The organism is Streptomyces sp. NPDC003697, from assembly GCF_053587115.1.
Genome location: NZ_JBSFNN010000001.1, coordinates 142,469 through 168,571, shown reverse-complemented (window position 1 = coordinate 168,571; position 26,103 = coordinate 142,469). Strand labels below are relative to the sequence as shown.

At 73.3% G+C, this 26,103-nt stretch carries 21 protein-coding genes and 1 pseudogene; 9 read left to right on the top strand and 13 right to left on the bottom strand.

Annotated features, from left to right (window positions below):
• Positions 1–57: 57 nt before the first annotated feature.
• The 5 genes from ACWDNY_RS00725 to ACWDNY_RS00705 all read right to left on the bottom strand — a co-directional run bounded on the left by ACWDNY_RS00725 (position 58) and on the right by ACWDNY_RS00705 (position 6,704).
• The gene (locus ACWDNY_RS00725) at positions 58–867 is read right to left on the bottom strand and encodes an N-formylglutamate amidohydrolase (RefSeq protein ID WP_451643499.1); all 810 of its coding nucleotides are present in this window, start codon (positions 865–867) and stop codon (positions 58–60) included.
• A 102-nt stretch (positions 868–969) separates the two neighbouring features.
• Entirely contained in the window at positions 970–2,130 is a 1,161-nt protein-coding gene (gene metX / locus ACWDNY_RS00720; protein WP_451643534.1) for a homoserine O-acetyltransferase MetX, read from the bottom strand.
• Positions 2,127–3,488: a bifunctional o-acetylhomoserine/o-acetylserine sulfhydrylase gene (locus tag ACWDNY_RS00715; protein WP_451643498.1), complete on the bottom strand. Its 1,362-nt coding sequence runs from the start codon at positions 3,486–3,488 to the stop codon at positions 2,127–2,129. Before ACWDNY_RS00715 ends, metX begins: the two co-directional genes overlap by 4 nt.
• 423 nt (positions 3,489–3,911) lie before the next feature.
• Positions 3,912–6,131 carry an NADP-dependent isocitrate dehydrogenase gene (locus ACWDNY_RS00710; RefSeq protein ID WP_451643497.1) on the bottom strand — a complete coding sequence of 740 codons (2,220 nt, stop codon included), beginning with the start codon at positions 6,129–6,131 and terminating at the stop codon, positions 3,912–3,914.
• A gap of 153 nt (positions 6,132–6,284) precedes the next feature.
• Positions 6,285–6,704 (bottom strand): DUF4186 domain-containing protein, encoded by a 420-nt coding sequence (locus ACWDNY_RS00705; RefSeq protein WP_451643496.1) that lies wholly within the window; start codon positions 6,702–6,704, stop codon positions 6,285–6,287.
• Between the two features lie 629 nt (positions 6,705–7,333).
• Here ACWDNY_RS00705 and ACWDNY_RS00700 point away from each other — a divergent pair.
• Complete coding sequence (locus tag ACWDNY_RS00700; protein ID WP_451643495.1) at positions 7,334–9,139, top strand: multicopper oxidase family protein; 1,806 nt, start codon at positions 7,334–7,336, stop codon at positions 9,137–9,139.
• A gap of 168 nt (positions 9,140–9,307) precedes the next feature.
• Here the strand turns inward: ACWDNY_RS00700 and ACWDNY_RS00695 are convergent, their stop codons facing one another.
• Positions 9,308–10,399, bottom strand: coding sequence for a mechanosensitive ion channel family protein (locus tag ACWDNY_RS00695; protein WP_451643494.1), 1,092 nt, complete (start codon positions 10,397–10,399; stop codon positions 9,308–9,310).
• Between the two features lie 472 nt (positions 10,400–10,871).
• Positions 10,872–11,630, bottom strand: a complete 759-nt coding sequence (locus ACWDNY_RS00690; protein WP_451643493.1) for a crotonase/enoyl-CoA hydratase family protein — start codon at positions 11,628–11,630, stop codon at positions 10,872–10,874.
• A gap of 160 nt (positions 11,631–11,790) precedes the next feature.
• Here ACWDNY_RS00690 and ACWDNY_RS00685 point away from each other — a divergent pair, with 160 nt between their 5' ends.
• Entirely contained in the window at positions 11,791–13,731 is a 1,941-nt protein-coding gene (locus ACWDNY_RS00685) for an ABC transporter ATP-binding protein (RefSeq protein WP_451643533.1), read from the top strand.
• Between the two features lie 334 nt (positions 13,732–14,065).
• Here ACWDNY_RS00685 and ACWDNY_RS00680 read toward each other — a convergent pair whose 3' ends face one another.
• Positions 14,066–15,295 (bottom strand): hypothetical protein, encoded by a 1,230-nt coding sequence (locus ACWDNY_RS00680; RefSeq protein ID WP_451643492.1) that lies wholly within the window; start codon positions 15,293–15,295, stop codon positions 14,066–14,068.
• Between the two features lie 175 nt (positions 15,296–15,470).
• On the opposite strand from ACWDNY_RS00680, the gene rpmG reads away from it, so the two are divergent.
• Both rpmG and ykgO read left to right on the top strand, forming a co-directional pair.
• Entirely contained in the window at positions 15,471–15,635 is a 165-nt protein-coding gene (rpmG, locus tag ACWDNY_RS00675; protein ID WP_451643491.1) for a 50S ribosomal protein L33, read from the top strand.
• Between the two features lie 131 nt (positions 15,636–15,766).
• Positions 15,767–15,889 carry a type B 50S ribosomal protein L36 gene (gene ykgO, locus ACWDNY_RS00670; protein ID WP_451643490.1) on the top strand — a complete coding sequence of 41 codons (123 nt, stop codon included), beginning with the start codon at positions 15,767–15,769 and terminating at the stop codon, positions 15,887–15,889.
• A 106-nt stretch (positions 15,890–15,995) separates the two neighbouring features.
• On the opposite strand, the gene ACWDNY_RS00665 is transcribed toward ykgO, so the two are convergent.
• The 4 genes from ACWDNY_RS00665 to ACWDNY_RS00650 all read right to left on the bottom strand — a co-directional run bounded on the left by ACWDNY_RS00665 (position 15,996) and on the right by ACWDNY_RS00650 (position 20,130).
• Positions 15,996–17,951 (bottom strand): DEAD/DEAH box helicase, encoded by a 1,956-nt coding sequence (locus tag ACWDNY_RS00665; RefSeq protein ID WP_451643489.1) that lies wholly within the window; start codon positions 17,949–17,951, stop codon positions 15,996–15,998.
• Positions 17,952–18,170: 219 nt separating this feature from the next.
• Entirely contained in the window at positions 18,171–19,265 is a 1,095-nt protein-coding gene (locus tag ACWDNY_RS00660; protein ID WP_451643488.1) for a carboxylate-amine ligase, read from the bottom strand.
• 98 nt (positions 19,266–19,363) lie between these two features.
• A complete protein-coding gene (locus ACWDNY_RS00655; RefSeq protein WP_451643487.1) occupies positions 19,364–19,849 on the bottom strand; it encodes a SpoIIE family protein phosphatase in 486 nt (161 codons plus the stop codon).
• Between the two features lie 56 nt (positions 19,850–19,905).
• Complete coding sequence (locus tag ACWDNY_RS00650) at positions 19,906–20,130, bottom strand: DUF5133 domain-containing protein (RefSeq protein WP_451643486.1); 225 nt, start codon at positions 20,128–20,130, stop codon at positions 19,906–19,908.
• A gap of 291 nt (positions 20,131–20,421) precedes the next feature.
• On the opposite strand from ACWDNY_RS00650, the gene ACWDNY_RS00645 reads away from it, so the two are divergent.
• Positions 20,422–21,435: an SDR family oxidoreductase gene (locus ACWDNY_RS00645; RefSeq protein ID WP_451643485.1), complete on the top strand. Its 1,014-nt coding sequence runs from the start codon at positions 20,422–20,424 to the stop codon at positions 21,433–21,435.
• A 74-nt stretch (positions 21,436–21,509) separates the two neighbouring features.
• Here ACWDNY_RS00645 and ACWDNY_RS00640 read toward each other — a convergent pair.
• Positions 21,510–21,874 (bottom strand): annotated as a pseudogene (locus tag ACWDNY_RS00640) (transposase); the annotation flags it as partial.
• Positions 21,875–22,105: 231 nt separating this feature from the next.
• On the opposite strand from ACWDNY_RS00640, the gene ACWDNY_RS00635 reads away from it, so the two are divergent.
• From ACWDNY_RS00635 to ACWDNY_RS00620, 4 genes are all read left to right on the top strand, one after another.
• Positions 22,106–23,185 carry a lytic transglycosylase domain-containing protein gene (locus ACWDNY_RS00635; RefSeq protein WP_451643484.1) on the top strand — a complete coding sequence of 360 codons (1,080 nt, stop codon included), beginning with the start codon at positions 22,106–22,108 and terminating at the stop codon, positions 23,183–23,185.
• 64 nt (positions 23,186–23,249) lie between these two features.
• Entirely contained in the window at positions 23,250–24,296 is a 1,047-nt protein-coding gene (locus ACWDNY_RS00630) for a sigma-70 family RNA polymerase sigma factor (RefSeq protein WP_451643483.1), read from the top strand.
• A gap of 108 nt (positions 24,297–24,404) precedes the next feature.
• Complete coding sequence (locus ACWDNY_RS00625) at positions 24,405–25,334, top strand: ABC transporter ATP-binding protein (protein WP_432030087.1); 930 nt, start codon at positions 24,405–24,407, stop codon at positions 25,332–25,334.
• On the top strand, positions 25,331–26,101 hold the full coding sequence (locus tag ACWDNY_RS00620) for an MlaE family ABC transporter permease (protein WP_451643482.1): 771 nt from the start codon (positions 25,331–25,333) through the stop codon (positions 26,099–26,101). Before ACWDNY_RS00625 ends, ACWDNY_RS00620 begins: the two co-directional genes overlap by 4 nt.
• The last annotated feature ends 2 nt before the right edge of the window (positions 26,102–26,103 follow it).

Here is a 26,103-nt window from a genome sequence, read left to right as displayed (position 1 = left end):
CTCCCACGTGAGTTCGCACGTCGCGCGGGCGGGCGTCGGCCGGTGGCCTGCCGGAGGTCAGGCCGAGACGGTGTCGACGAGGGCCGCCAGCGCCGCCGCGAGACGGTTCAGGCCCGGACCCGCCGGGCCGCCCGGCTCGGTCATGTAGGTGTCCCGGCGGATCTCCACCATCAGGGCGGTGACGCGGGAGTCCGTGCGGTAGAAGTCCAGTGGGACGTAGGTTCCGCCGAACGGGCTGTCCAGCCCGGTCTCCCCGCACTCCGCGAAGGCCTTCCGGGCCGCCTCGGCCAGCTCGCCCGGCGTGTGGAAGGAGTCGGTGCCCAGACACACGGGCGGCCGCGGTCCCTCGCCGTGCAGCTCGTAGGGCAGCGCGGTGGCGGGGTACGAGTGGACGTCGATGACGACGGCCCGGCCCGTGGCGGCCAGCCGTCCGGCCACCGCCTCGGTCATCGCCCGCGCGTACGGGCGGAAGTAGCGCTCGACGAGTGGCTCCGGGTCGGTGCCGTCCGGCCTGAGCACCTCCCGGTGCGTGGTCCGGGTGTACACCGCGCCCATGCCGACGGCGAGCATCTCCTCCCGCTCGTCCGGGAACCGCTCCGGGTCGACGACCAGCCGCGACAGCCGGTTGACGAACCGCCAGGGGGTGACGCCCGACAGGCCGGCGGCCACGGCCGCGAGCTCCGCGGTGTGCGCGTCGGTGATGTGGCCCAGCTCCCGCGCCAGCGCCGGGTCGTCCAGCACGATGCCCGCGCGCACCGCGGGCGGTATCTCCCGCGCCGAGTGCGGCACGTGCAGGATCACGGGCGACTCCTCCGCACCGGGCAGGAGTTCGAACGAGGGTGAGGACGAGGGTGCGGTGTCGGGCACGGGCTGCTCCGGGTCCAGGTCGTAGTGAGTGGGTCGCGGCAGGATCGTGCCACACGAAGATCATCGGACCTCGACGGGTACGACGGTCTCCGGGCTCCGGGCTCACCCCGCTTCCAGCACCTCCCGTACCAGCGCCCCGACCTGCTCCGTCTCGATGAGGAACCCGTCGTGCCCGTACGGCGACTCGACCACCCGCAAACGGTCCGCGCCCGGGACGAGCGCGGCCAGCTCCGCCTGCTGGGCGAGCGGGTACAGACGGTCCGAGTCGACCCCGGCCACCAGGGTGGGCGCGGTCACGCGGCGCAGTGCGGCGCGCGTGCCGCCCCGGCCGCGTCCGATGTCGTGGCTGTTCATCGCCTGGGTGAGCGTGACGTACGAAGCCGCGTCGAACCGCCGGACCAGCTTGTCCGCGTGGTGGTCGAGATACGACTCCACCTGGTGGCGGCCGCCCCGCCACGGATCCTCCGCGTCCTGCGCCGACCGGCCGAACCGCGCCTGCAGCTCCGGCTCGCTGCGGTAGGTGACGTGGGCGATCCGGCGGGCGAGACCGAGACCGGCGTGCGGGCCGCGCCCGGTGTCGTGGTAGTCGCCGCGCTGCCAGTGCGGGTCGCTGCGGATGGCGTGCAACTGGACGTTCGCCCAGGCGATCTGCTCGGCGCTCGCCGCGGCCGTCGTGGCGAGGAGCAGCAGCGCGCCCGTGCGCCCGGGATGCCCCACCGCCCATTCCAGGGCCCGCATGCCGCCCATCGAGCCCCCCACGACCAGGGCCCAGCGCTCGATGCCGAGGGCGTCGGCCAGCCGGGCCTCGGCCGCGACCTGGTCCCGCTGGGTCAGGAACGGGAACGCCCCGCCCCAGCGCCGCCGCCCGTCGGGGTGCGGCGAGGCCGGGCCCGTGCTGCCCTGGCAGCCGCCCAGCACGTTCGGCGCGACCACGAACCAACGGTCGGTGTCGAGCGCCCGGCCGGGCCCCACCAGCCCGTCCCACCAGCCCGGTGTGGGATGGCCGGCGCCGGCGGGCCCGGCGACATGGCTGTCCCCGGTGAGCGCGTGCAGCACCAGCACGGCGTTGGAGCCGTCCGGAGCCGGCCGCCCCCACGTCTCGAACGCCAGCCGGGCGCCCCGCAGTTCACCGCCCGCCTCCAGCGGCAGCGGCTCGCCCGGCACATGCCACCGGCGGCGCCCGGGCGGGTCCCCCTCCCGCCAGGCCCCGGTGGCCGGCGGGAGAGGGGCCGAGGCGTCCGCGGCGGCGAGGACGGCGCTCAGGACGCGCCCTTGGCGGCGCGGAAACCGGCCTCCAGGTCCGCCTTGAGGTCGTCGATTCCCTCCAGCCCCACCGACAGGCGCACCAGGCCCGGCGAGGCGCCCGTCGCCGCCAGCTCCTCCTCGGTCAGCTGGCTGTGCGTCGTGGAGGCCGGGTGGATGATCAGGCTGCGCACGTCGCCGATGTTGGCGAGGTGGCTGAACAGCTCCACCGCGTCCACGAACCGCCTGCCCGCCTCGACGCCGTCGCGCAGCTCGAAGGACACCACGGCCCCGGCGCCGCGTGGCAGGTACTTCCGCGCCGCCTCGTGCCAGCGGCTGGACGGCAGACCCGCGTAGTGCACGGCGGCGACCTCGTCGCGCTGCTCGAGCCACTGGGCGAGCGCCAGCGCGTTGGCGGAGTGCCGTTCGATGCGCAGGCTCAGCGTCTCCACGCCCTGCAGGAGCAGGAACGCGGAGTGCGGCGAGAGCGCCGGGCCGAGGTCGCGCAGCAGCTGCACGCGCAGCTTGGCCGCGAACGCGCCGGGGCCGAGAGCGGGCCAGTAGCGCAGCCCGTGGTAGCTGGGGTCGGGCTCGCTGAAGTCGGGGAAGCGCTCGGCGTGCGCCCCGAAGTCGAAGGTGCCCCCGTCCACCACCACGCCGGCGATCGTGGTGCCGTGCCCGCCGAGGAACTTGGTCGCCGAGTGCACGACGACGTCCGCGCCGTGCTCGATCGGCCGCAGCAGGTAGGGGGTGGGCACGGTGTTGTCGACGATCAGCGGCACGCCCGCCGCGTGCGCCACGTCCGCGACCGCCCGCACGTCCAGCACGTCGCCGCGCGGGTTGCCCAGCGTCTCCCCGAACAGCGCCTTGGTGTTCGGCCGGACCGCCGCCCGCCAGGCCTCCGGGTCGTCGGGGTCGTCGACGAACGACACCTCGATGCCGAGCCGCGGCAGGGTGTGCCGGAGCAGGTTGTAGGTGCCGCCGTACAGGGACGTGCTGGAGACGATGTGGTCGCCGGCGCCCGCCAGCGTGAGGAGCGCCAGGGTCTCGGCGGCCTGCCCGGACGCCAGCGCCACGGCCCCGACACCGCCCTCCAGCGCGGCGATCCGCTGCTCGAACACGTCCTGCGTGGGGTTGTGCAGGCGGGTGTAGATGTTGCCGGGCTCCGCCAGCGAGAACAGGTCGGCCGCGTGCTGGGTGTCCCGGAACTCGAACGACGTGGTCTGGTAGATCGGCGTTGCCCGCGCACCCGTCGCCGGGTCGGGGGCGGCGCCGGCGTGGATCTGGCGGGTCTCGAAGGACCACGCTCCGGAGCCGGCCCCGGTGGGCGTGTGCTGGGGCGTGTGACCGGCGGTGACGGAGTCGACGGGCTGGCTCATGGTGCTGCTCCCTGGAACGAGGTGCGGAATGCGGGGTGCGCGCGGCGGACCGCGGTGTGCGTGACGGAACGTGCCCTCGGCCCCCGCGTGCGGGCGTGCCCGCACGCGGGCACGCCGGTCTGCGGGCACGCCCGGTGCGCGGGCGGAGGGGGGAGAGAAGGGAGAGTGCTGCGGAAGCCGGAGCGGAGCGTCAGCTCGCGGCGCGACAACCCATGGTGGTGACACGCGCGTAGTCGACGTGGCGGCGGGTCACGAGCAGGGTCATGCGAGGAGACAACCACGGGGGAGCGGGGCGCACCAGCACCTGGTGGAAGATGACATACAGCCGTCACACAACGACTGCGCCCCGCTCCCCGGCGGTGTGCCGGGGAGCGGGGCGGAGCGGTCACGGGCCCCGTCGGGCCCGCCGGGTGGTCACCCGCGTCAGCTCAGGGACGCCAGCGCATCGTTCCAGGTGGCGGACGGGCGCATGACCTCGGCGGCCTTCGCCGGGTCGGGCTGGTAGTAGCCGCCGATGTCGGCCGGCTCGCCCTGGACGGCGGCGAGTTCCTCGACGATCTTCTGCTCGTTGGCGGCGAGCGTCTCGGCGAGCGGGGCGAACGCCTTGGCCAGGTCGGCGTCGTCGCTCTGCCCTGCCAGCTCCTGCGCCCAGTACAGGGACAGGTAGAAGTGGCTGCCGCGGTTGTCGATGCCGCCGACCCGGCGGGTCGGGGACTTGTCCTCGTTCAGGAACGTCGCCGTGGCCCGGTCGAGGGTGTCGGCGAGGACCTTGGCGCGGGTGTTGCCGGTGGCCTCGGCGTACTGCTCGAAGGACGGCACCAGGGCGAAGAACTCGCCGAGGGAGTCCCAGCGCAGGTAGTTCTCCTTGACCAGCTGCTGGACGTGCTTCGGCGCGGAGCCGCCGGCGCCCGTCTCGAACAGGCCGCCGCCCGACATCAGCGGGACGACCGACAGCATCTTGGCGCTGGTGCCCAGCTCCAGGATCGGGAAGAGGTCGGTCAGGTAGTCGCGCAGGACGTTGCCGGTGACGGAGATGGTGTTCTCGCCGCGGCGGATGCGCTCCACGGAGAACTTCGTCGCCTCGACGGGGGACAGGACGCGGATGTCCAGGCCCTCGGTGTCGTGCTCCGGCAGGTACGCGTTGACCTTGTCGATCAGGTTGGCGTCGTGGGCGCGGGTCTCGTCCAGCCAGAACACCGCCGGGTCGCCGGTGGCGCGGGCGCGGGTGACGGCGAGCTTCACCCAGTCGCGGACCGGGGCGTCCTTGGTCTGGCAGGCGCGGAAGATGTCGCCCGCGGAGACGGTCTGCTCGATGACGGCGTCGCCGCCCGCGTCGACGAGGCGGACCGTGCCGGTGACCGGGATCTCGAACGTCTTGTCGTGGCTGCCGTACTCCTCGGCCTTCTGCGCCATCAGACCGACGTTGGGGACGGAGCCCATGGTGGACGGGTCGTAGGCGCCGTTGGCGCGGCAGTCCTCGATGACGGCCTGGTAGACACCCGCGTAGCTGGAGTCCGGCAGGACCGCGAGGGCGTCGTGCTCCTGGCCGTCCGGGCCCCACATGTGGCCGGAGGTGCGGATCATGGCGGGCATGGAGGCGTCGACGATCACGTCGGAGGGCACGTGCAGGTTGGTGATGCCCTTGTCGGAGTCGACCATGGCCAGCTCCGGGCCCTCGGCGAGCTCGGCGTCGAAGGAGGCCTTGATCTCGGCGCCCTGCGGCAGGTTCTCCAGGCCCTTGAAGATGCCGCCCAGACCGTCGTTCGGGGTCAGGCCGGCCGTGGCGAGCGCCTCGCCGTACTGCGCGAACGTCTTCGGGAAGAAGGCACGCACCACGTGACCGAAGATGATCGGGTCGGAGACCTTCATCATCGTGGCCTTCAGGTGCACGGAGAACAGCACGCCCTCCTGCTTGGCCCGGGCGACCTGCGCGACGAGGAACTCGCGCAGCGCGGCGACGCGCATGACGGAGGCGTCGACGACCTCGCCCTTGCGGACGGGCACGGACTCGCGCAGCACGGTGGTGGAGCCGTCGTCGCCGACCAGCTCGATGCGCAGGTTGCCGTCCTCGGCGATGACGACGGACTTCTCGGTGGAGCGGAAGTCGTTCTCGCCCATGGTCGCCACGTTGGTCTTGGACTCGGCGGTCCAGGCGCCCATGCGGTGCGGGTGGGTCTTGGCGTAGTTCTTGACCGAGGCGGGGGCGCGGCGGTCGGAGTTGCCCTCACGCAGGACCGGGTTCACGGCGGAGCCCTTGATCTTGTCGTAGCGGGCGCGGATCTCGCGCTCCTCGTCGCTCTTCGGGTCGTCCGGGTAGTCCGGCAGTGCGTAGCCCTGGCCCTGCAGCTCGGCGATCGCGGCCTTGAGCTGCGGGATGGACGCCGAGATGTTCGGCAGCTTGATGATGTTGGCCTCGGGCTTCTTGGCGAGCTCACCCAGCTCCGCCAGCGCGTCCGGGATCCGCTGGTCCTCGTTCAGGTACTCCGGGAACACGGCGATGATGCGCCCGGCCAGCGAGATGTCCCGGGTCTCCACGGCGACGCCCGCCCGCGAGGCGTACGCCTGGACCACCGGCAGGAAGGAATACGTCGCCAGGGCCGGGGCCTCGTCAGTGTGTGTGTAGATGATGGTCGAGTCAGTCACCGGGTGCTCCGCTCCACGTCTGCAACATTGCTCGACATCAAGATATCTCGTGAGTGCCCCCGGCTCGACAGGGGTCCGGGCCGGATCCGCCCGGCCCGGCCGCGGCGCGTGCGGCCGCGGGCCGTCTCCCCGGCCGCCTGGTGCCCACCGCCGTCAGCGCGGGCCCGCGGCGGGCGCTTCGCCCGACAGCTCGCGCTGGATCCAGCGGCAGATCACGTCCACCACCCAGGCACGCTCCGCGCGGCTCAGTTCCCGGCCCTTGGGGATGCCGTGCCAGCGCTGGAGACAGGTGCGGCAGCACGTGGCGGTGGCGTGCTGGGCGACGAACACCGGGTGCCCCCGGTAGGGCGTCTGCCTGCCGTCCTTGTAGGGCTCGGCCGGCGCCAGCCGGCGCGCGATCAGGTCGTAGGCGTGCCACCGAAGGGTGGAGGGGCCGTGCAGCTCGGCGGTGGCCCGATCCCTTCCGCGCAGGTGGAACTTCGCGCGGAAGGGGTGGCGCGCGACGGCGTCCAGCCGCCGGTCGATCGCGGAGACCGGCGTCGGGCGTGTGGAGGGGTCCGGGTCGGAAGTCATACTGCTTCGAGCATACGGAATGCGGACACACAGCACCTGGACCGCCGGCCCGTGCCCATGGTTGTGTGCGGCCATGTGCCCCATGGGCGGCAGCCGGCCGCACGACCGGCGTACCCGGTCACGAGCGTGTTCCGGTCGGCTTGTAGGAGAAGCCGCCGGCGGGGGTGGTCCGCTCGGTGCGTCCGGCGGCACACAGCGAGACGCCGGGGCGCGGCATCACCCTGGTGGACCGGAGCGATACGTCCCATCGAAACCCCCGGCAGGCTTCCGTCGCCCGCGGGCGCGCTCGACCGGCCGGCCGACAACGCCGTGATCGCGGGGCGCCAGGGCGTCCCGTGGCGGCCGGTGGCCGTCATGCGCATCCACCGGAGCGATGCGACGATCGTCGGTGACCGGCAGCCGACCGCGCACGGGCCCGAGCCCGCCGAGGGCCCGGCTCGGGGGTCGGCCACGGGTGCTGTGCTCCGATGATCTGAGCCGAGGTGAGAAGCGCAGTGATCAGCAGGAGACTCTTCGTTCAGGCCACTCTGGCAGGCGGAACGTCACTCCTTCCCGTTGCCGGTACGGCGATGCCGCGGGCTTCGCCGGCAGAAGCAGAAGTCCTCGATCCGGCGGCGATACGGAAGTACGTGGCCGAACTGGTGATACCCCCCGTCATGCCGCTGGACAGCCGGGTCGGCCGGGACAGCTACACGATCGGAATCCGGCAGTTCCGGCAGCAGGTGCTTCCCCCGGGCATGCCGGCCACCACCGTGTTCGGATACGGCTCGACCGGGCATCCCGAAACGTTCCACTCTCCCGCGTTCACCATCGAAGCCCGGTACGGACGAGCGGTCCAGGTCAGGTGGGTCAATCAACTGGTCGACACGAACGGCGGACATCTGCCGCATCTCCTGCCGGTCGATCCCACACTCCACTGGGCGAACCCACCGGGCGGGGCCAGGCGGCGGGACTCGCGCCCCACGTTCACCTCGACGCCCGGACCGTACGGCGGACCGGTTCCCGTCGTCACCCACCTGCACGGCGGGGCGAACACGGAGGAGAGCGACGGATACGCCGAGGCCTGGTACCTGCCCGCCGCGCGGGACATTCCCCGCGGTTACGCCCGAGTCGGATCCTTCTACGAGGAGTTCGCGAAGAAGTCCGAGGCGAAGTTCGGTGTGCCCTGGGACCCGGGCGAGGCCGTCTTCCACTACGCCAACCACAGCCGGGCCGCCACCCTGTGGTTCCACGACCACACCCTGGGCATCACCCGGCTGAACGTGTACGCCGGAATGTCGGGCTTCTACCTGCTGCGCGGCGGGCCGTCTGACCTGGGGGAAGGCGTCCTGCCCGGACCTGCGCCGAGGCTCGGTGACCCGCCCGGCACGCGCTACTACGAGATCCCGGTCGTCGTCCAGGACCGTTCGTTCCGCACCGACGGGGCCCTGTTCTATCCGGCGAGCCGGGCACTCTTCGACGGGTTCAAGGGCCCTTATGTGCCCGGCAGCGACATTCCGCCGATCTGGAACCCCGAGTACTTCGGCAACGCGATGGTCACCAACGGCAGGACCTGGCCGGTGCTGCCCGTGGAGCCGCGCCGCTACCGGCTCAGGTTCCTCAACGGCTGCAACGCTCGTACCCTGATCCTGAAGATCGTCGCCGATCCGCTGGCCCGCAGGCCGGTACCGGAAAAGCTCGCGCTGTGGCAGGTCGGAAGCGACGGAGGCTTCCTGCCCGCGCCCGTTCGGCGCGACCAACTGCTGCTCGCCCCGGCCGAACGCGCAGATGCCATCGTCGACTTCTCCTCAGCCCCGGTCGGCACGGAGCTGTACCTGATCAATGAGGGGCCGGACGGCGTGTTCACGGGAGGTACGGTCGGGACCGGCTTCCCCGCGGCGAACCCGAAGACCACCGGGCAGGTCATGAAGTTCGTGATCGAACCGCTCGTCACGGCGGACACCTCGACGCCTCCCGCACAGCTCACGCTGCCACCCTTCGAGCCCCTGGGCGCGGCCGACCGCAACCGGCAGGTCAGTCTCGGCGAGGCGGCCTCGGCCCGTGTGCCGGGCGTGAGCCCGCGCGAAGTGCTGCTCGGCGTGATCGGTCCGAACGGCAAACCGAAACTCCTGGGGTGGGCCGATCCCATCACGGAGAACCCGGCCGTGGGATCGACGGAGATCTGGGAGATTCACAACCTGACGACGGACGCCCACCCCATTCACATCCACGAAGTGCAGTTCCAGGTCGTCGACCGGCAGACGCTCCCGGCCGGCGGCCGTCGTCCCCCGGAGGCGTGGGAGCGCGGTTTCAAGGACACGGTGCTCGCCTATCCGCAGGAGACAACCCGGGTCAAGGTGCGCTTCGGCCAGGCAGGCCGGTACATGTGGCACTGCCACCTGCTGGAACACGAGGACAACGAAATGATGCGTCCGCTGCGCGTCGGTCCGGCCTGACGTCCGACTCAAGAGAGCGCTGGAGCCCGCCGCCGTGGAAAGTGGAGGGTCCGCCGCCCACTCGTCTGTCTGCAGGAGCACGGTCGTGTTGCGGCGCACGACCGTGCCGACCGTGGCGGCGGCCCCGTGCGCGCCGGTCCGTGAACGTCGGCGCGCACGGTCCTCGTGTCAGTCGGCGACGGCCGTTTCCGACGGCACACCGCCGTCGCTGCGCTGGTGCGGTATGACGACGGAGCCCTGCTGCAGGGCGACGGTCCGTGCGGGCGCCGGGATGCGGATGCCCTCCTCGCGGTACCGCCGGTGCAGGCGCTTGATGAACTCGTGCTTGATCCGGTACTGGTCGCTGAACTCGCCGACGCCCAGGATGACCGTGAAGCCGATCCGCGAGTCGCCGAAGGTGTGGAAGCGGATGGCCGGCTCGTGCTCCGGCAGGGCGCCGGTGATCCCGGTCATCACCTCGGCGATCACGTCGGTGGTCACCCGCTCCACGTGGTCGAGGTCGCTGTCGTAGCTGACCCCCACCTGCACCAGGATCGTCAGCTGCTGCTCGGGACGCGTGTAGTTGGTCATGTTGGTCTTCGCCAGCTGCCCGTTGGGGATGACCACCAGGTTGTTGGACAGCTGGCGGACCGTGGTCTGCCGCCAGTTGATGTCCTCGACGTAGCCCTCCTCGCCCGTGCTCAGCCGGATGTAGTCGCCGGGCTGCACGGTCTTGGAGGCGAGGATGTGGACGCCGGCGAAGAGGTTGGCCAGGGTGTCCTGCAGGGCGAGCGCCACGGCCAGGCCGCCGACACCGAGGGCGGTCAGCAGCGGCGCGATGGAGATGCCGAGCGTCTGCAGCACGATCAGGAAGCCGATCGCCAGTACCAGGACGCGAGTGATGTTGACGAAGATCGTGGCCGACCCGGCGACGCCGGAGCGGGACATGGTCACCGCCCGCACCAGGCCGGCGATCACCCGGGCCGCCGTCAGCGTCGACACGAAGATCAGCAGCACGCTCAGTGTCTGGTTCACGGTGTGCTGCACGGTGCGGGCCAGCGGCAGCACCGCCGCCGCGGCGGCCGCGCCGCCCGCGACCGCGGCCCACGGGACCACCGTGCGCAGCGCGTCCACGATGACGTCGTCCCCGCTCCAGCGGGTCCGGCCGGCGTGCTTGCCCAGCCAGCGCATCAGCATGCGCAGCAGCAAGGCCGCCACCAGGCCGGCCGCCAGGGCGATGCCGGCGAGGAGGAGATCGTCGAGGGTCAGTGCGCGGCTCATCGATCACCTCCGGGAAGACGCGCTGCGGCGCACGGGGCCGCCGACGGCCGGATGTGGGGTTGCGTCACGTTGCCACCTGTTCGGTTCCGGGATGTGCGAGTGCGCCTGCCGACGCTCCGCGGGGAGGGTCGGCACCCGGCGCACCCGGTCATCCTGCCGTATCCGGCACGGTAGTTCGTACCGGGACGGGGCGGCCGGTGGACCGCCGGGGCCGGTGAGGCGCCGGCCGGACGCGGCCCCGCCCGGGCCGTTCGGGGCCCACGGCTTCGTCGCCGGACACCGGCGCCGCCGCTCGCCACGGACGGCGCTCGCGGTGCACGGCGACCGCGTCGTCGCCGTCGGCTGCGTCGGCGACCTCGCCCGTCTCCGGGGCGCGGATGCCGGGGGCGCCGCCGCGGCCGCGCGACGCAGCGGGCGGCCGCGGTGGCCGCTGGGGCCCGTCACCCCGGCATCGCGCGCGCCGAGCCGCGCCTCAGGTGAAGGAACCGTGCCGTCCCGCGCCCGCGGCGAAGCGGGCGGCGCCCTCCGTGGCCCGCGCCAGGACGCCCGCACCGTGGCGCAGCTCGCTCCGCAGGGCACTCTCCTCGTCGAGACCTTCCTGGGCGTGGACCGAGGCCCGGTCGGAGCGCAGGCACTCCTGCGGGAACCGGGCGATCGCGGCGGCGAGCTCCTCGGCCTCGGCACGGGCCCGCCCGGTGGGTACGACCCGGTTCGCCAGCCCCATCTCGTACGCCTCCCGAGCCGGGACCGGGCGCCCGGTGAGGATCATGTCCAGCGCCCGGCCCGTGCCGATCAGCCGCGGCAGCCGTACCGTGCCGCCGTCGATCAGCGGCACGCCCCAGCGGCGGCAGAACACGCCGAACACGGCGTCCTCCTCCGCGACCCGCAGGTCGCACCACAGGGCCAGCTCCAGCCCCCCTGCCACCGCGTGTCCCGCGACCGCCGCGACGACCGGCTTCGACAGCCGCATCCGCGTCGGCCCCATCGGGCCGTCACCTTCCTCGGCCACCCGGTTCCCGTGCTCGGTGCCGATCGCCTTCAGGTCCGCGCCCGCGCAGAACGTGCCGCCCTCACCCCACAGCACCGCCACCCGGGCGTCCTCGTCGGCCTCGAACGCGCGGAAGGCGGCGGCGAGTTCGGCCGCCGTCGGGCCGTCCACCGCGTTGCGCGCCTCGGGACGGGAGAGGACCACGGTGGTGACGTGGCCCCGTTGCTCGATCCTGACCGGCATGGCGGCGACCTCCTCCTGCGCGACGAGACGGGCAGGCTACCCGCCGGTCAGCTCGCCGGACAGGTGCCGGCCGGCCCGGCGATCCGCCCGGAGCCCCGGCTTCTCCGCCCCCTGCGTTGACCTCAACGTAGCTCGAGGTTCTAGGTTCTGTTCCATGAGCATGGAGACCACCGCCTGGACGCAGTTGCACAGCGTCATGAACGCCCAGCAGGAGCGCCGCCCCTTCGCGCGCGCGACCCTGCGCCGCATCGCCGCATTCGCCCGGCCGCACCGCCGCCGCATCGCGTACTTCGTCGCCCTGGGGGTGGTGACCGCCCTGCTCGCCGTGGCGACGCCCCTGCTCGCCGGCCGCGTCGTCGACGCGATCGTCTCCGGCGGTGACGAGGGCACGGTCGTACGCCTGGCCCTGCTGATCGCCCTGCTCGCGGTGACCGAGGCGGCCCTCGGCATCCTCGGGCGGCGGCTGTCGGCGACGCTCGGGGAGGGGCTCATCCTCGACCTGCGGACGGCCGTGTTCGACCACGTGCAGCGCATGCCGGTCGCGTTCTTCACCCGGACGCGCACGGGAGCGCTCGTCTCCCGCCTCAACAACGACGTCATCGGCGCCCAGCGGGCGTTCAGCAACACCCTGTCCGGCGTGGTGAGCAACATCGTCACGCTGGTGCTCACGCTGGCCGTCATGCTCACCCTGTCCTGGCAGATCACGCTGCTGGCGCTGGTGCTGCTGCCGGTGTTCGTGGTGCCGGCCCGGCGGATGGGCAGCCGGATGGCCCGTATGCAGCGGGAGGCGGCCACGCTCAACGCGTCGATGGGCACCCGGATGACCGAGCGCTTCTCGGCGCCCGGCGCCACCCTCGTCAAGCTGTTCGGCCGCCCCGAGGAGGAGTCGGTGGAGTTCGCGGCCCGGGCCCGCCGGGTGCGCGACATCGGCATCCGCACGGCGACCGCCCAGTCGGCGTTCATCACCGCGCTCACCCTGGTGTCGTCCCTGGCGCTGGCCCTCGTCTACGGCCTGGGCGGCTTCTTCGCGCTGCGCGGCACCCTGGAGGCGGGCGCCGTCGTCTCCCTGGCCCTGCTCCTGACCCGCCTGTACGCGCCGCTCACCGCGCTGGCCGGCGCGCGCGTGGAGGTGATGAGCGCTCTGGTCAGCTTCGAGCGGGTCTTCGAGGTGCTGGACCTGAAGCCGCTGATCGAGGAGAAGCCGGACGCTCGCGAGGTGCCCGAGGGGCCGGTCGCCGTGGAGTTCGACGACGTCCGCTTTGGCTACCCGTCCGCCGACAAGGTGTCCCTGGCCTCGTTGGAGGAGGTGGCGACGCTCGACACCCGCGGCGGCGCCGAGGTGCTGCACGGCGTCTCCTTCCGCGCGGAACCCGGGCAGACGGTCGCGCTCGTCGGCTCCTCCGGTGCCGGCAAGTCGACCGTCGCCCAGCTGCTGCCACGCCTGTACGACGTCGACGCGGGCGCGGTGCGCGTCGGCGGGGTCGACGTCCGCGACCTGAGCTTCGCCTCCTTGCGGGCGACCCTCGGCATGGTCACCCAGGACGGTCACCTCTTCCACGACTCGGTGCGCGCCAACCTGCTGCTGGCCCGCCCGGCGGCCACCGACGAGGAGCTGTGGGACGCCCTGCGCCGGGCCCGCCTGGACGACCTCGTGCACTCCCTGCCCGACGGCCTCGACACCGTCGTCGGCGAGCGCGGCTACCGCCTGTCCGGGGGTGAACGCCAGCGCATGACCATCGCCCGGCTCCTGCTCGCCCGCCAGCGCGTCGTCATCCTCGACGAGGCGACCGCCCACCTCGACAACACCTCGGAGGCGGCGGTCCAGGAGGCGCTCACCGAGGCGCTGGAGGGCCGGACCGCGGTGGTGATCGCCCACCGGCTGTCCACGGTGCGCGCCGCCGACCTGATCCTCGTCGTGGAGGGCGGCCGCATCGTCGAGCGGGGCACGCACAGCGAACTCCTCGCGGCCGGCGGCCGGTACGCGGAGCTGTACCGGACACAGTTCGAGCAGCAGCGCGACGAGGTGGCGGTCGCCGAGCCGGCCGGGCGGGCGACGGGCGGCGAGCCGGCCGGGCAGGCGGCGGGCGAGGCGGTCGCCTGAGGCCCGGCGCACGGGGGCCCTGCCCCGCGACGCGCCCGGCCCGCACCGCCGCGCCCTTCGAGCAGGGGGCGCCCCCATGGCCGTACCGCCCGGAAGCCCACGTACGCCCGTCACGTGGGCTTCCGGGTGGTCGGCGCACACCTGCCTGTACGGGCTCCGGAGGACGGCTGCCGGCGCGCACCGGCCGGTACTGGGGGTCCCGGGCGGCCGGCCGACAGGTGCCCCCGGCCGGCGCGCGGCCGTCCCCGGGTGCCGGGACCGCAGCCGTGACCGGCCCCGGCGCGATGCGGCCGGTCTCGGCCAACGGCCCGCCGGGCCGCCGGGGCGACCGTGTTCAGGCGCCGGCCCGCCCGTCGCCCATGGCAGCGGCCCGCACCACGAACGGCCGCGAGACCACGGTGACGGCCACGGACACGGCGGCCAGAGCGGTGACCGCGGCCGCCGGCGTCACCGACTGCGCGAGCCCGCCTGCGATCGCGGCGCCGATGCCCTGCCAGGTCATCCGCCCGGCCGACTCCACGCCCTGCACCTGCCCGCGGACCGGGCCGGGGGTCAGGGCGAGCAACTGCTCCTGCAACGGCAGCGTCGCGGCGAACCCGGCACCGGCGACGAACACCGCGCACGTCACCACCGCCGACGGCGGGTGGAGCACGAACAGCAGGTAGGGGCCGGCGAGCAGCAGACGCAGCGCGAACGCGTACCGGCGCCGCTGCCTCGCGGAGAGCAGCCGCCCGACCGCCAGGTCACCGAGCAGCATGCCCGCCGATCCGGCCGCCAGCAGGATCCCGGCGTGCCCGGGGGAGTAGGGCAGGAACAGCGCCTCACAGCCGACGACCAGGCCGTTGGGGACCCACAGGTTGACCAGCAGGGCGCGCCGGCCGGGGTGGGAGAACAGGGCCACGTTCGCCGCCCAGGTCCGGCGCAGCCCGGGACGGCGGGACGGACGCACCGTCCGCTCCCGCACGGTCGCCGTCACCACCGCCGCCCCGAGCGCGGTGAGGACGGCGGCGACGACGAAGACCCCGCCCGGGCCGAGGACCCTCAGCAGCGCCGCACCGGCGGCGAAACCGACGATCGTCGCGCCGCCCGACGTGACGTTCATCAGCGAGCGCGCCCGTGCGTACGCGCAGGCGGGCACGACCTCGGCGAGCAGCCCCAGCCGGGTGCCGGTGCCCAGGGACTGGAAGAGCCCCAGCACCAGCAGCAGAGCGAACCGGGCCGCCAGGGGCAGTCCCGGAACGGCCTGCGCCGCCACCCCCAGCAGTGAGGCGCAGTGGAGGGCGAGCAGGGTGCGGCGCGGACGGCTCCCGTCCGCCACCGACATCAGCGTCATGGCGCCGAGCACGGTGGCGAACGTGGCCCCGTACATGCTCACCGCCGTCAGGAACGGGGACCCGGTCTGCCGGTCGACCAGTGTGCCGAGCGCGAGGCCGGACAGGGTGCCCGCGGCGGCCGTCAGCGTGAAGCTCGCGTACAGGCCCGCGAACTCCCTGCCGCGGAGCAGGGCCAGGTAGCCGGGGGAGGGAGGGGTCGGGGACGCGGATGCGATGACGTCGGAAGGCATGAAAAAAGCCTCCGGACAACACGCGCGGGGCGGGCCGAAGGCGACGGGGCAGCATAGCAGCCGTCGCCCGTTTCCGCGGCCGGACGGGAATGCCACGGCCGGGGTGGTGGTTGAACACGGCGTAGCTGACATGCACGGACCAGTAGGCCGTGATGTGGACGAGAGGAGAGGCACCGTGGCACGCAACACCACGCGTCCGGTCGTCACGCTGAGGTCGACGGCCGGCACAGGCGTCACCTACGTGACGCGCAAGAACCGTCTCAACGACCCCGACCGGCTGGTCCTGCGCAAGTACGACCCGGTGGCCGGGGAGCACGTTCCGTTCCGCGAGGTGCGGTGAACCAGGCGGTCCCGGCCGCCGACGCCCGGCGGACGGCCGACGGACGGAACGGAGCCGGGCACCCGTCCCGGGGCCCGCGTCGCCGGTGACCGGGCGCCCGTCCGGCGCCCCGAGTACGAGGAGGACGTGACATGAAGGTGCGCAACTCACTGCGTTCGCTGAAGTCCAGGCCCGGTGCGCAGGTGGTACGCCGCCGGGGTGTGACGTTCGTGATCAACAAGAGGGACCCGCGCTTCAAGGCCCGCCAGGGCTGAACCGGCGCGCCCCGACGGCCCGGCCCCCGCGATGCGCGGGGGCCGGGCCGTCGCCGTCCACGCCCGGTGCGCCGGAGCGGCCGTGCGCGCAGGGCAGGGCGGGCGCCTACCGCAGGTGCGTGCGTTCCCTGCGGACGGTGGGCCTCCTGCCCTTGATGGTGGTGCCCCGCAGCGCGCGGACGACGTCGTCGGCGGCCGACTCGGGGACCTCGACGAGGGAGAACCGGTCGGTGATCTCGATGCCGCCGATGTCCCGGGCGTCCAGCGCCGTCTCTCCCACGAGGGCGCCGAAAAGATCCTGGGGACGGATGCCGGAGGTCCGTCCGGCACCGACGAACAGACGTGTCATCCCCCGCGCAGGGACCCGGCCGCCGCGGGACGCGGGCCTGTCCCGCCGGTCACGGCCGCCCGGTGCGCGCTGCTGCGGCCGGAAGGAGGCCTGCGGGATCTCCTCCTCGTCCCCGCCGTCCATCTCGCCGGCTTCGTGGGCGAGCTTGACCGCGGCCAGGGCCACGTCCATGACGTCGAACTCCTCGGTGAGGGGTTCGACGACCCCCCGGAAGGGTTCGTAGCCGTCCTCCACCAGCGTCTCGCGCAGCGCTGCCCGGGTGAGCTCCATCCGGTGCGCCCGGAGATCGGCGACGGTGGGCAGCGCCTGTACGTCGATGGTGCGCCGGGTGGCCCGCTCGATCGTCTTCAGCGTGCGGTGCTCGCGGGGTTCGACCAGGGTGACGGCGACGCCGGCCCGGCCGGCCCGCCCGACCCGGCCGACGCGGTGCACGTAGGCCTCGGGCGCGCTGGGCAGGTCGTAGTTCACCACGTGGCTGAGGTTCTCGATGTCCAGGCCGCGCGCGGCGACGTCGGTGGCCACCAGCAGGTCGGCCGTCCCGGCGCGCAGCCGGCCCATCACGCGGTCGCGCTGCTCCTGGCTCATGCCGCCGTGCAGCGGCTCGGCCCGGTAGCCGCGGCCGTTGAGTGTGTCGGCGAGGTGGTCGACCTGGTCCCGGGTGCGGCAGAACACCAGGGCCGCCGTGGGCGTCTCGATGTCCAGGACCCGCCCGAGCGCCGCGGGCTTGTGCGAGCGGGGGACGACATACGCGGTCTGCCGCACCAGCGGTGCCTCGCCCTCGGCCGGCGCCGGGCGCTCGATGCGGATGCGCACCGGATCGTGGAGGTGGCGGCGGGCCATCTTCTCGATCCGCGCCGGCATCGTGGCGGAGAACAGCACCGTCTGGCGGTTCTCCGGCGTGTCGCCCAGGATCGCCTCGATGTCCTCGGCGAATCCCATGTCCAGCATCTCGTCCGCCTCGTCGAGCACCACGGTGGACAGGTGGTCCAGGCGCAGGCTGCCGCGGCCGATGTGGTCCAGCGCGCGTCCGGGGGTGGCGACGACGACGTCGACGCCCCGGTCCAGCGCCCGCAGCTGGTGCGCCATCGACTGCCCCCCGTAGACAGGCAGCACCCGGGTGCCCAGCTCCTGGCCGTAGCGGTGGATCGCCTCAGAGGTCTGAACGGCCAGCTCCCGGGTGGGGACGAGCACCAGTGCGGCCGGAGGCGCTCCCCGTCCGTCGGGCGGGGTGCGGTCGAGCAGGGGCAGGGCGAAGGCCGCCGTCTTGCCCGTCCCGGTCGCCGCCTGGCCGATGAGGTCCTGGCCCTCCAGCAGCGGCGGGATGGCCTCCCGCTGGATCGGCGTGGGCTCCTCGTACCCCAGGCCGGACAGCGCGCGCAGCAGCTCGTCCCGCAGGTGCAGATCGGGGAAACCAGCCGGTTCTTCGGGTGCCGGGGCTTCGGATGCCGGTGGTTCGGGTGCCGGTACCTCGGATGCCGGTGGTTCGGGTGCCGGTACCTCGGGTGCCGGGGCTTCGGATGCTGGTGGTTCGGGTGCCGGTGGTTCGGGTGCCGGTCCCTCGGAGGCCGGTGGTTCGGATGCCGGTCCCTCGGGTGCCGGTGGTTCGGGCGCCGGTGGTTCGGATGCCGGTCCCTCGGATGCCGGTGGTTCGGATGCCGGTCCCTCGGGTGCCGGTGCTTCAGGCGCCGGTTCTTCGGATGCCTGGGAGGCCATGCCCGCACTCCTCCAGTGGTCCGGGCCCAGATCCACCGGCGACTGCCTCCGCCCTTCCGGGGAGCCCTCCACCGGCCTGGGACCCTTCCAGGGTAGGGCACCCCCCCCACGCCACGGCGTGCCGTACCGCCCCCGTCGAGCGGGACCACCCCGCGGTCGGATCGGGCCCGGGCGTCGTCCCGTCGCGGGCGCCGTAGGACCGCCGGTGCCAGTGGTCCCTCACGGCATGGTGCCGGTCTCGATCATCATGGCGATGACGGCGTCGATGCCCCCTTCCGCCAGGCTCTGGCGCTGACGGTCCGCGCCGGTGCCCTGCTGCAGCAGGCGGTGCACCAGCGAGGTGACCTCACGGGTGTCACCGGCCGCGTCGAGCGCGGGACCGATGTGCGTCAGGAGCTGGCTGACGGCATCGCCGGCCCGGACACGGCGTCCGCCAGGATCGACGAGGTCCTCGCTCAGGCCGTGGCGGGCAGCCTGCCACATCGCGACCCGGAGCAGCTCCGGGTCGGGCACCGTCTGCTCCGCACCGGCCGCGATCTCGCGCAGCGCGGTGTCGACCAGCGCGCGCACCAGGCCGGTGAGCATCACGGCCTCGTCCGAGCGCAGCTGCACGTCCAGGCAGCGGACCTCGATGGTGGGGTAGTGCTCGGACAGGCGGGCCTGCCAGTAGAGCTGCCCCCGGTCGCCGATCACGCCGGTCGACAGCAGCCGCTGGATCCGCATCTCGTAGTCGGCCTCGTCGGCGAAGTGCGGGGGCAGGCCGCTGACGGGCCAGCGGCCGAAGACGATGGTGCGCCAGCTGGCGAACCCGGTGTCGTGGCCGTGCCACAGCGGGGAGTTGGCCGCCATCGCGGTCAGCACCGGCAGCCACCCCCGGACGCGGTTGAGCACCTGCACGCCCGCCTGCCGGCTGGGGACGGCGACGTGCACGTGCATGCCGTTGACCACCTGCTCGGCCACCAATTGCGGGGCCTGCCGCTGCAGAGACCGGTAGCGGGCCTGGTCGGTGACGGGCAGCGGCAGACGCTGCAGCAGCGGCGGCGTGGCGCCGGCCACGATCCGGCAGCCGTGCGCCTCCGCCGCCCCGGCCACGGCGTGGCGCAGCCGCAGCAGGTGCCCGCCGACCTCCTCGAGCGTGGCGCACACCGGTGTGGACACCTCGACCTGTGCCTGCAGCAGTTCCGGCCGGATCTCCCGCGCGGTGACGAAGGGTTCCAGATCGGCCGAGGTGCGTACCTTCTCCGCCAGGGAGACCGGCCGGCCCGTGACCGGTTCGATCAGCAGGTACTCCTCTTCGACACCAACGGTGATCATCAGCGGCCTTTCGCTCGCCGCGCACCGCCCCGGCGGGGAACCGGCGCGCTCCACCCGGGCGGTCACGGCTCCTCGCGCCCGGCGTCGCCCCGTCTGCTTCAGGGTGCCCCACGCAGCAAGTCCCGCGACCCGGCCCGCCCAAACACCTTCGATCGCGGCGCCGGGGGAGCGGGGCGGCCGCCGGGGGCGGAGGAGTCACTGGTCAAGGCCGTCGCCTCCCGCGGGATCGGCGGGGCCGGCAGGGTCAGGGGGTGTGCTTGTCCTGGTGGCCGGCGCCACTCGGCCGGCAGGACGGTGACGTCGTCGAGGCGGCCCGCGTGGTGTTCCCCGACGGCGTGCAGCGGACGGCGCGGGGTCCGGTGGCCGGAGTGGTGGCGGACGATGAAGTCGACGCAGTGGCCGGGGCCGAACTGCCGTCCGTCCGCGTCGCGTGCCTCGACGATGCCGTCGGTGCAGAGCAGGGAGCGGTCGCCTGGTTCGAGCTGGGCCCGGCATTCGACGATCGGCAGGCCGAACCCGCAGGCGGCGTGCTCGGCGAGGAGTCCGGGCAGCTGCTCCGGGGCCACCGTGTGGCTGGGCTGCATCAGCCGGCGCAGCGCTGCGCCGGTGTCCGTGTGGCCCCTCGCGCCGCCATCCCGCGTCAGGTGACCGACGGGGTGACACCGGGGGAACCGGAGCCGAGCTGCCGGCGGGCAGCGGCCAGGGCGCCGTCCACGTCCCGTACCCCGGTCGAGACGCAGAGCGTGTAGGCCACGTCTTCCATCCGCTGCCGCGCCTGCACACCGCCCCTCTCGGCGTGCAGGGCCGCCAGGGCCTCGTACTGCTCCACCAGATTGCGCAACACCACAGGGCTCGCCATCAGCATCGCTTCACTCCCCTGCCGTACCGCATCCGCTGCCCCCCCGCGTACCCGGGCCCGCACCGTCGACACCCGGCCGCGGGCACCCGCCGGGACGGCCACCGAACCCGCCGCCCCCCTCCCGGCACCCGGCGCTCCCCGCCGCTCCCGCCCGGACCGCGGCCGCACCGGGCGTGGGGGCGGTCCACGGTCCGCCACTCCTTCTCGGCGGAGCGTCGACCCCCGGCCCGGGACCCGTTTCCGGCACGGGGAACGCGATACCCGAACCGACGGACACACGACGCAGGAGGAGGGCGGATGAGCCGCACGACGGGACAGCAGACGGTGGTCGTGACCGGGGCCAGCGCCGGCATCGGACGGGCGACGGCCAGGATGTTCGCTGCCCGCGGGGCGCGGGTGGCGCTGCTCGCGCGGGGACGGGCGGGCCTGGACGCGGCGGCGGCCGAGGTCCGGGAGGCGGGCGGGCAGGCGCTGCCCGTCGTCACCGACATGGCCGAGCCGCACCAGGTGCAGGAGGCGGCTCACCGCGTCGAGGAGGAACTCGGCCCGGTCGACGTCTGGGTCAACAATGCCTTCACCGCGGCCTTCGGTCGGTTCATGGACCTGTCGGAAGAGGAGTTCCTCCAGACCACGAAGTCGACCTACCTCGGCTACGTGCACGGTACCCGGGCCGCCCTGAGGTACATGCTGCCGCGCGACCGCGGCACCGTCGTGCAGGTCGGGTCCGCCCTCGCCTATCGCGGCATCCCGCTGCAGAGCGCGTACTGCGGTGCCAAGCACGCCATCAAGGGCTTCACCGAGTCCCTGCGCTGCGAACTCCTGCACGACAGGTCCGCGGTGCGGGTCACCATGGTCCAGCTGCCGGCCGTCAACACCCCGCAGTTCACCTGGCTGCGCACGCACCTGCCCCGGCACGCCCAGCCCGTGCCCCCGATCTACCAGCCGGAGGTCGCCGCGCGCGCCGTGCTGCGCGCCGCCGACCACCCGCAGCGGCGCGAGTACTGGGTCGGTGCCTCGACGGTGGCGACAGTCCTGGCCAACGCCGTGGTGCCGGGGCTGCTGGACCGCTACCTCGCCCGCACCGGATTCGACTCCCAGCAGACCGACGCCCTCCCGCCCACCCAGGGCGACGGCAACCTCTTCGAGCCGGCGGACGCGGAGGAGGACTACGGCACGCACGGCGCCTTCGACGACCGGGCACACGCCTTCAGCCCGCAGCTGTGGGCGAGCCGGCACCACGTGGCGCAGACGGCCGCAGCCGCGGGGCTCGCCGGCGCGGGCTACGCCCTGCTGCGCCGCGCGCGGTCCTGACCCGCCGCGCTGCCCGGCCGCCCGGCCCGCTCCCTCGGGCCGGGCGGCCGCACACCGGCCCCGCCCCGGCCCCCGGGGATGCCGGTGGCGTCGCTGATCACAGGGTGTTTGGAGCCCGGTCGGCCCCGGTCGACCGGGCTCCGGCCGGTTTTGGGCCGCCATTGAGCGCCCGGATGTGGGAGCTGTCGATCACCGCCCTCGACGAATCCAAGCGGTCGGCGGCCCGCAGCACCCCGTGCAGCCGTTGCCGGACACCGTCGTTGTCCCAGTCCCGCAGCCTGCGCCCACAGGTCATGCCTGAGCCGAAGTCCAGCTCGGCGGGCAACCACTCCCACCGGATGCCGGTGGAGAGGACGAAGAGGAGGCGGCGCAGCACCCTGCGGTCACCCAGCGCCTTCCGGCCGGGGTACCGATGCCGACGCTGCCGGACGGGCAGCAACGGCTCGACCCGCGATCACAAGTCCTCGTCAGAAAGCCCCAGCTGGGGATCACGCTACGTCACATCCAAGCAATCACGGTGGCATTCCACCGCTTGGTGAGACCTTGACGGCCACGCATGTGTGCCCGCTCCCGAAGTGGCGCCCGCCCGATCCCGCCGGTTCCGTGCGACGGACCTGCCCTCCGGCCGCGTAGAGCAGACGACGGATTCACCCACGGAGGGGGCTGCACAGTGACAGCGCGTTCACTCGAGGGGGCACTGAAGGGTGCCAGGAGTACGGCGATCGCGGCGGCGGCGATGGCCGTGCTGACCGCGTCGCAGGCGCCGAGGGCCGTCTCGGCCGAGGCTGCGGAGCCCGTGCCGAGTGCGGCAACGGCCGAGCACGGCCTCAGCGTGTCCGGCGACACCCCGTACCGCACCGCCCTTCCCCCGCTGCGGACACGGAAGATCGGCTCGGCACAGGGAGCGAGGGGCGGCGGCGCCCTGCCCGCGAGCCTGTTCACCGCGTACCGGCGTGCCGAACAGGAGCTGGCGCGCAGCGCGCCCGGCTGTCGGCTGCGCTGGCAGCTGCTGGCCGCGATCGGTCAGGTGGAGTCCGGGCAGGCACGGGGTGGCCGGGTGACCCCGGACGGTAGGACCGTGACGCCCATCCTCGGCCCGCGGCTGACCGGCGGCGCATTCGCCGTCGTGGCGGACACCGACGGCGGCGCGTACGACGGGGACGCGGTGTACGACCGCGCGGTCGGCCCGATGCAGTTCATCCCGTCCACCTGGGCCCGCTGGGGCGCGGACGGCAACGGCGACGGACGGAGGGACCCGAACAACGTCTACGACGCGGCGCTCGCCGCCGGCCGCTACCTGTGCGCAGGCGGCCGGGACCTGTCGAACCCCGCCGACCTGGACCGGGCCATCCTGGGCTACAACCACTCGGACGCCTATCTGCGCACCGTCAAGGCGTGGTACGCGTACTACCTGACCGGACACCGGGTGATGCCGGACGCGTTCGACGGATCCCGGTCGGAGCGGCCGGAGACGTCCCGCCCGAAGCCCTCGCCGCGGAAGCCGTCGGGCGACCGGAAGGCGGGTCCTGGTCCTTCGCGCACGCCGTCGACGCCGCCCACCTCACCCTCTCCCAGCCCGTCCCCCAGGGCCGGCCTCCCGAAGGAGTCCGGGGCGCCGCTCGTTCCCGTGCCCGAACCGACCCTCACTCTGCCCGGCGGCGTGCTACCCGACGCGGGGCCGCTGACCACCGCCAACGGCCGGAACATGATGGGCCCCGCCCCCTCCACAACTGCCACTACTCGGCGGTAATGTCGCCGCCGTCGGAAGCACAGGACCGGCGGGTAAGTGCGAAGGGGCCCTCATGGCGACTGACATGTCTGCGGACACAGCGGCCACCGACGAGCGTTGGCAGCGGATGTGGAGCCATCGCGAGCAGCTGCTCAAGGTGGCCCGGCGGCGCTCCATGAGCCAGGAGGACGCCGAGGACGCCGTGCACGAGGCGATGCTGCGGGCCGCGGAGCGCCCGGACCTCGACGACGAGCGGCTCGGCGCCTGGCTGACGACGGTGACGATGCGGCTGTGTGTCGACCGGTACCGGCAGGTCAACCGCGAGGCCGAGGTCGGCAGCCGTCCCACACTCGTCGCGCCGGGTCCAGTACCCGTCGAGGAGGCGGTGTGCGACCGGGCCGAGGCGAAGTGGCTCGCTGTGCGCAGTGGTGAGTTGCCCGCTCGGCAGGCGGAGGCGCTCCGGCTGAGGTCCGAGGACCTGGACGTGAGCCAGGTCGCGGTCCGGATGGGGCTCAGCTACCGGACCGTCGAGTCGCTGCTCGCCCGGGCCCGGCGGACGCTGCGCGCCTCGCTGGCCGGGACGCTCGGGCTGGTGCTGTTCCTGATCGGGCGCGGCCGGCTGCGCGGGGGCGGCCACGCCCAGGTTGTCGCGGTCACCTCCACGGCGGCGACCCTGGTGGTGGCGGGGCTCGTGCTGCCGTACGCGCTCGACGGGGGCGGAAAGGGAAACGGTCGGGCGCCGCGGCCGGCCGCGTCCAGCGACGCGCAGGTCCCGGGTGGCGAGGCCGCGTCCCGGGGGCTCGCCCCCGGGACGCCTGCCCCCTCGTCCCCGGCGGCCGGGGCCTCGGGCCGGACGCCCTCACCCACCGGAGAAACGTCCCTGCCGCCGGTGCCGGTGCCGTCCCTGCCTGACGTGTCCGCGTCCACGCTCTCGGGGTTGTCGGCGCCGCAGGTTCCGCAGGTGCCCGAAGCGCCGAAGGTGCTCGGCCTGCCCACCGTGCCGGACCTGCCGACGAGGTCGGCCGCCCCGTCGCTCTCGTCGGCAGGTCCGGCCTCGGTCGTACCGGCCGCTCCGCTCTCCCTCCCCACCCCGAGGACGCCTTCGCGCACATCGCCGCCGAAGCTGCCGTAACGCCCCGTACACGTGTCCGAAAAAATTCTTCGTCCGCCGCGACGGACGCCCCTCCCCTCCGCGTAGAGCAGGTGTCAGAGCTGCTCCACGGGCGAAGGGCGGAACCGGATGGGTGTCGAGATCTGTGTGGAAGGGCTGACCAAGTCCTTCGGCCACCAGGTCATCTGGCAGGACGTCTCGCTGACCCTGCCCGCCGGGGAGGTCTCGGTGATGCTCGGCCCCTCGGGGACGGGCAAGTCGGTGTTCCTCAAGACGCTCGTGGGGCTGCTGAAGCCGGAGCGGGGCTCCATCACGATCCAGGGCCGGGACATCACCAGGCTCCGTGAGCGCGACCTGTACGAGGTGCGGAAGCTGTTCGGCGTGCTGTTCCAGGACGGCGCGCTGTTCGGCTCGATGAACCTCTACGACAACATCGCCTTCCCGCTGCGCGAGCACACCCGCAAGTCCGAGAGCGAGATCAGGCGGATCGTCCTCGAGAAGATGGACATGGTCGGGCTGCTCGGCGCCGAGGGGAAGCTGCCCGGCGAGATCTCCGGCGGCATGCGCAAGCGGGCCGGGCTCGCCCGCGCCCTGGTCCTCGACCCGGAGATCATCCTGTTCGACGAGCCGGACTCGGGCCTGGACCCGGTCCGCGTGGCCTACCTCAACCAGCTCATCGTCGACCTCAACGCGCAGATCGACGCGACGTTCCTGATCGTCACCCACGACATCGCCTCGGCCCGCCAGGTCCCGGACAACATCGGGCTGCTGTTCCGGCGCGAGCTGGTCATGTTCGGGCCTCGCGAGAAGCTGCTGGCCAGCGACGAGCCGGTCGTACGGCAGTTCCTGAACGGCCGGATGCAGGGGCCGATCGGCATGGCCGAGGAGAAGGACGCGGCCCAGGTCGAGCAGGAGCTGGCCCAGATCGACGAGGACGGTCCGGCCGGCGCGCCGGCTCCCCGCCTGTTGCCCGGCCCCGGCATCACCCGCCCGCCCCGCTGGGAGGCGATCGCCAGACGCGAGGCGGAACTGCACGGGGCGGGGGTGACGAGCCCATGAGGCTCTCCCCGACAGGTGCCCTCCGCCAATCGGGCAACCTGTTCGCGATGGCGCTGGACGTCGTCCGGTCCCTGCCCCGACGGCCCTTCCAGGCGCGGGAGTTCATCCAGCAGGCGTGGTTCGTCGCCAGCGTCACGATCCTGCCGACGGCCCTGGTCTCGATCCCCTTCGGGGCGGTCATCGCCCTGCAGATCGGCAGCCTGACCCGGCAGTTGGGCGCCCAGTCCTTCTCCGGGGCCGCGTCCGTGCTCGCCGTGCTGCGGGAGGCCTCGCCGATCGTCACCGCGCTGCTGATCGCGGGCGCGGGCGGCACGGCCATCTGCGCGGACCTCGGAGCACGCAAGATCCGGGACGAGATCGACGCGATGCAGGTGCTCGGCATCGACCCGATCCACCGGCTCGTCGTACCGCGGGTGCTGGCGTCGATGGTCGTGGCCGTACTGCTCAACGGCCTCGTCTCGGTGGTCGGTGTCGCGGGCGGCTACTTCTTCAACGTCATCCTCCAGCACGGCACGCCCGGCGCCTACCTGGCGTCCTTCACCACCCTCGCCCAGCTGTCCGACCTGTGGGCGGCGGAGATCAAGGCGCTGGTGTTCGGGGCCATCGCGGCGATCGTCGCCTCGTACAAGGGGCTGACGGCGCAGGGCGGCCCGAAGGGCGTGGGCGACGCCGTCAACCAGTCCGTGGTGATCACCTTCATGCTGCTGTTCGTGACCAACTTCGTGATGACCGCCGTGTACTTCCAGGTCGTCCCTCAGAGGGGTTAGCC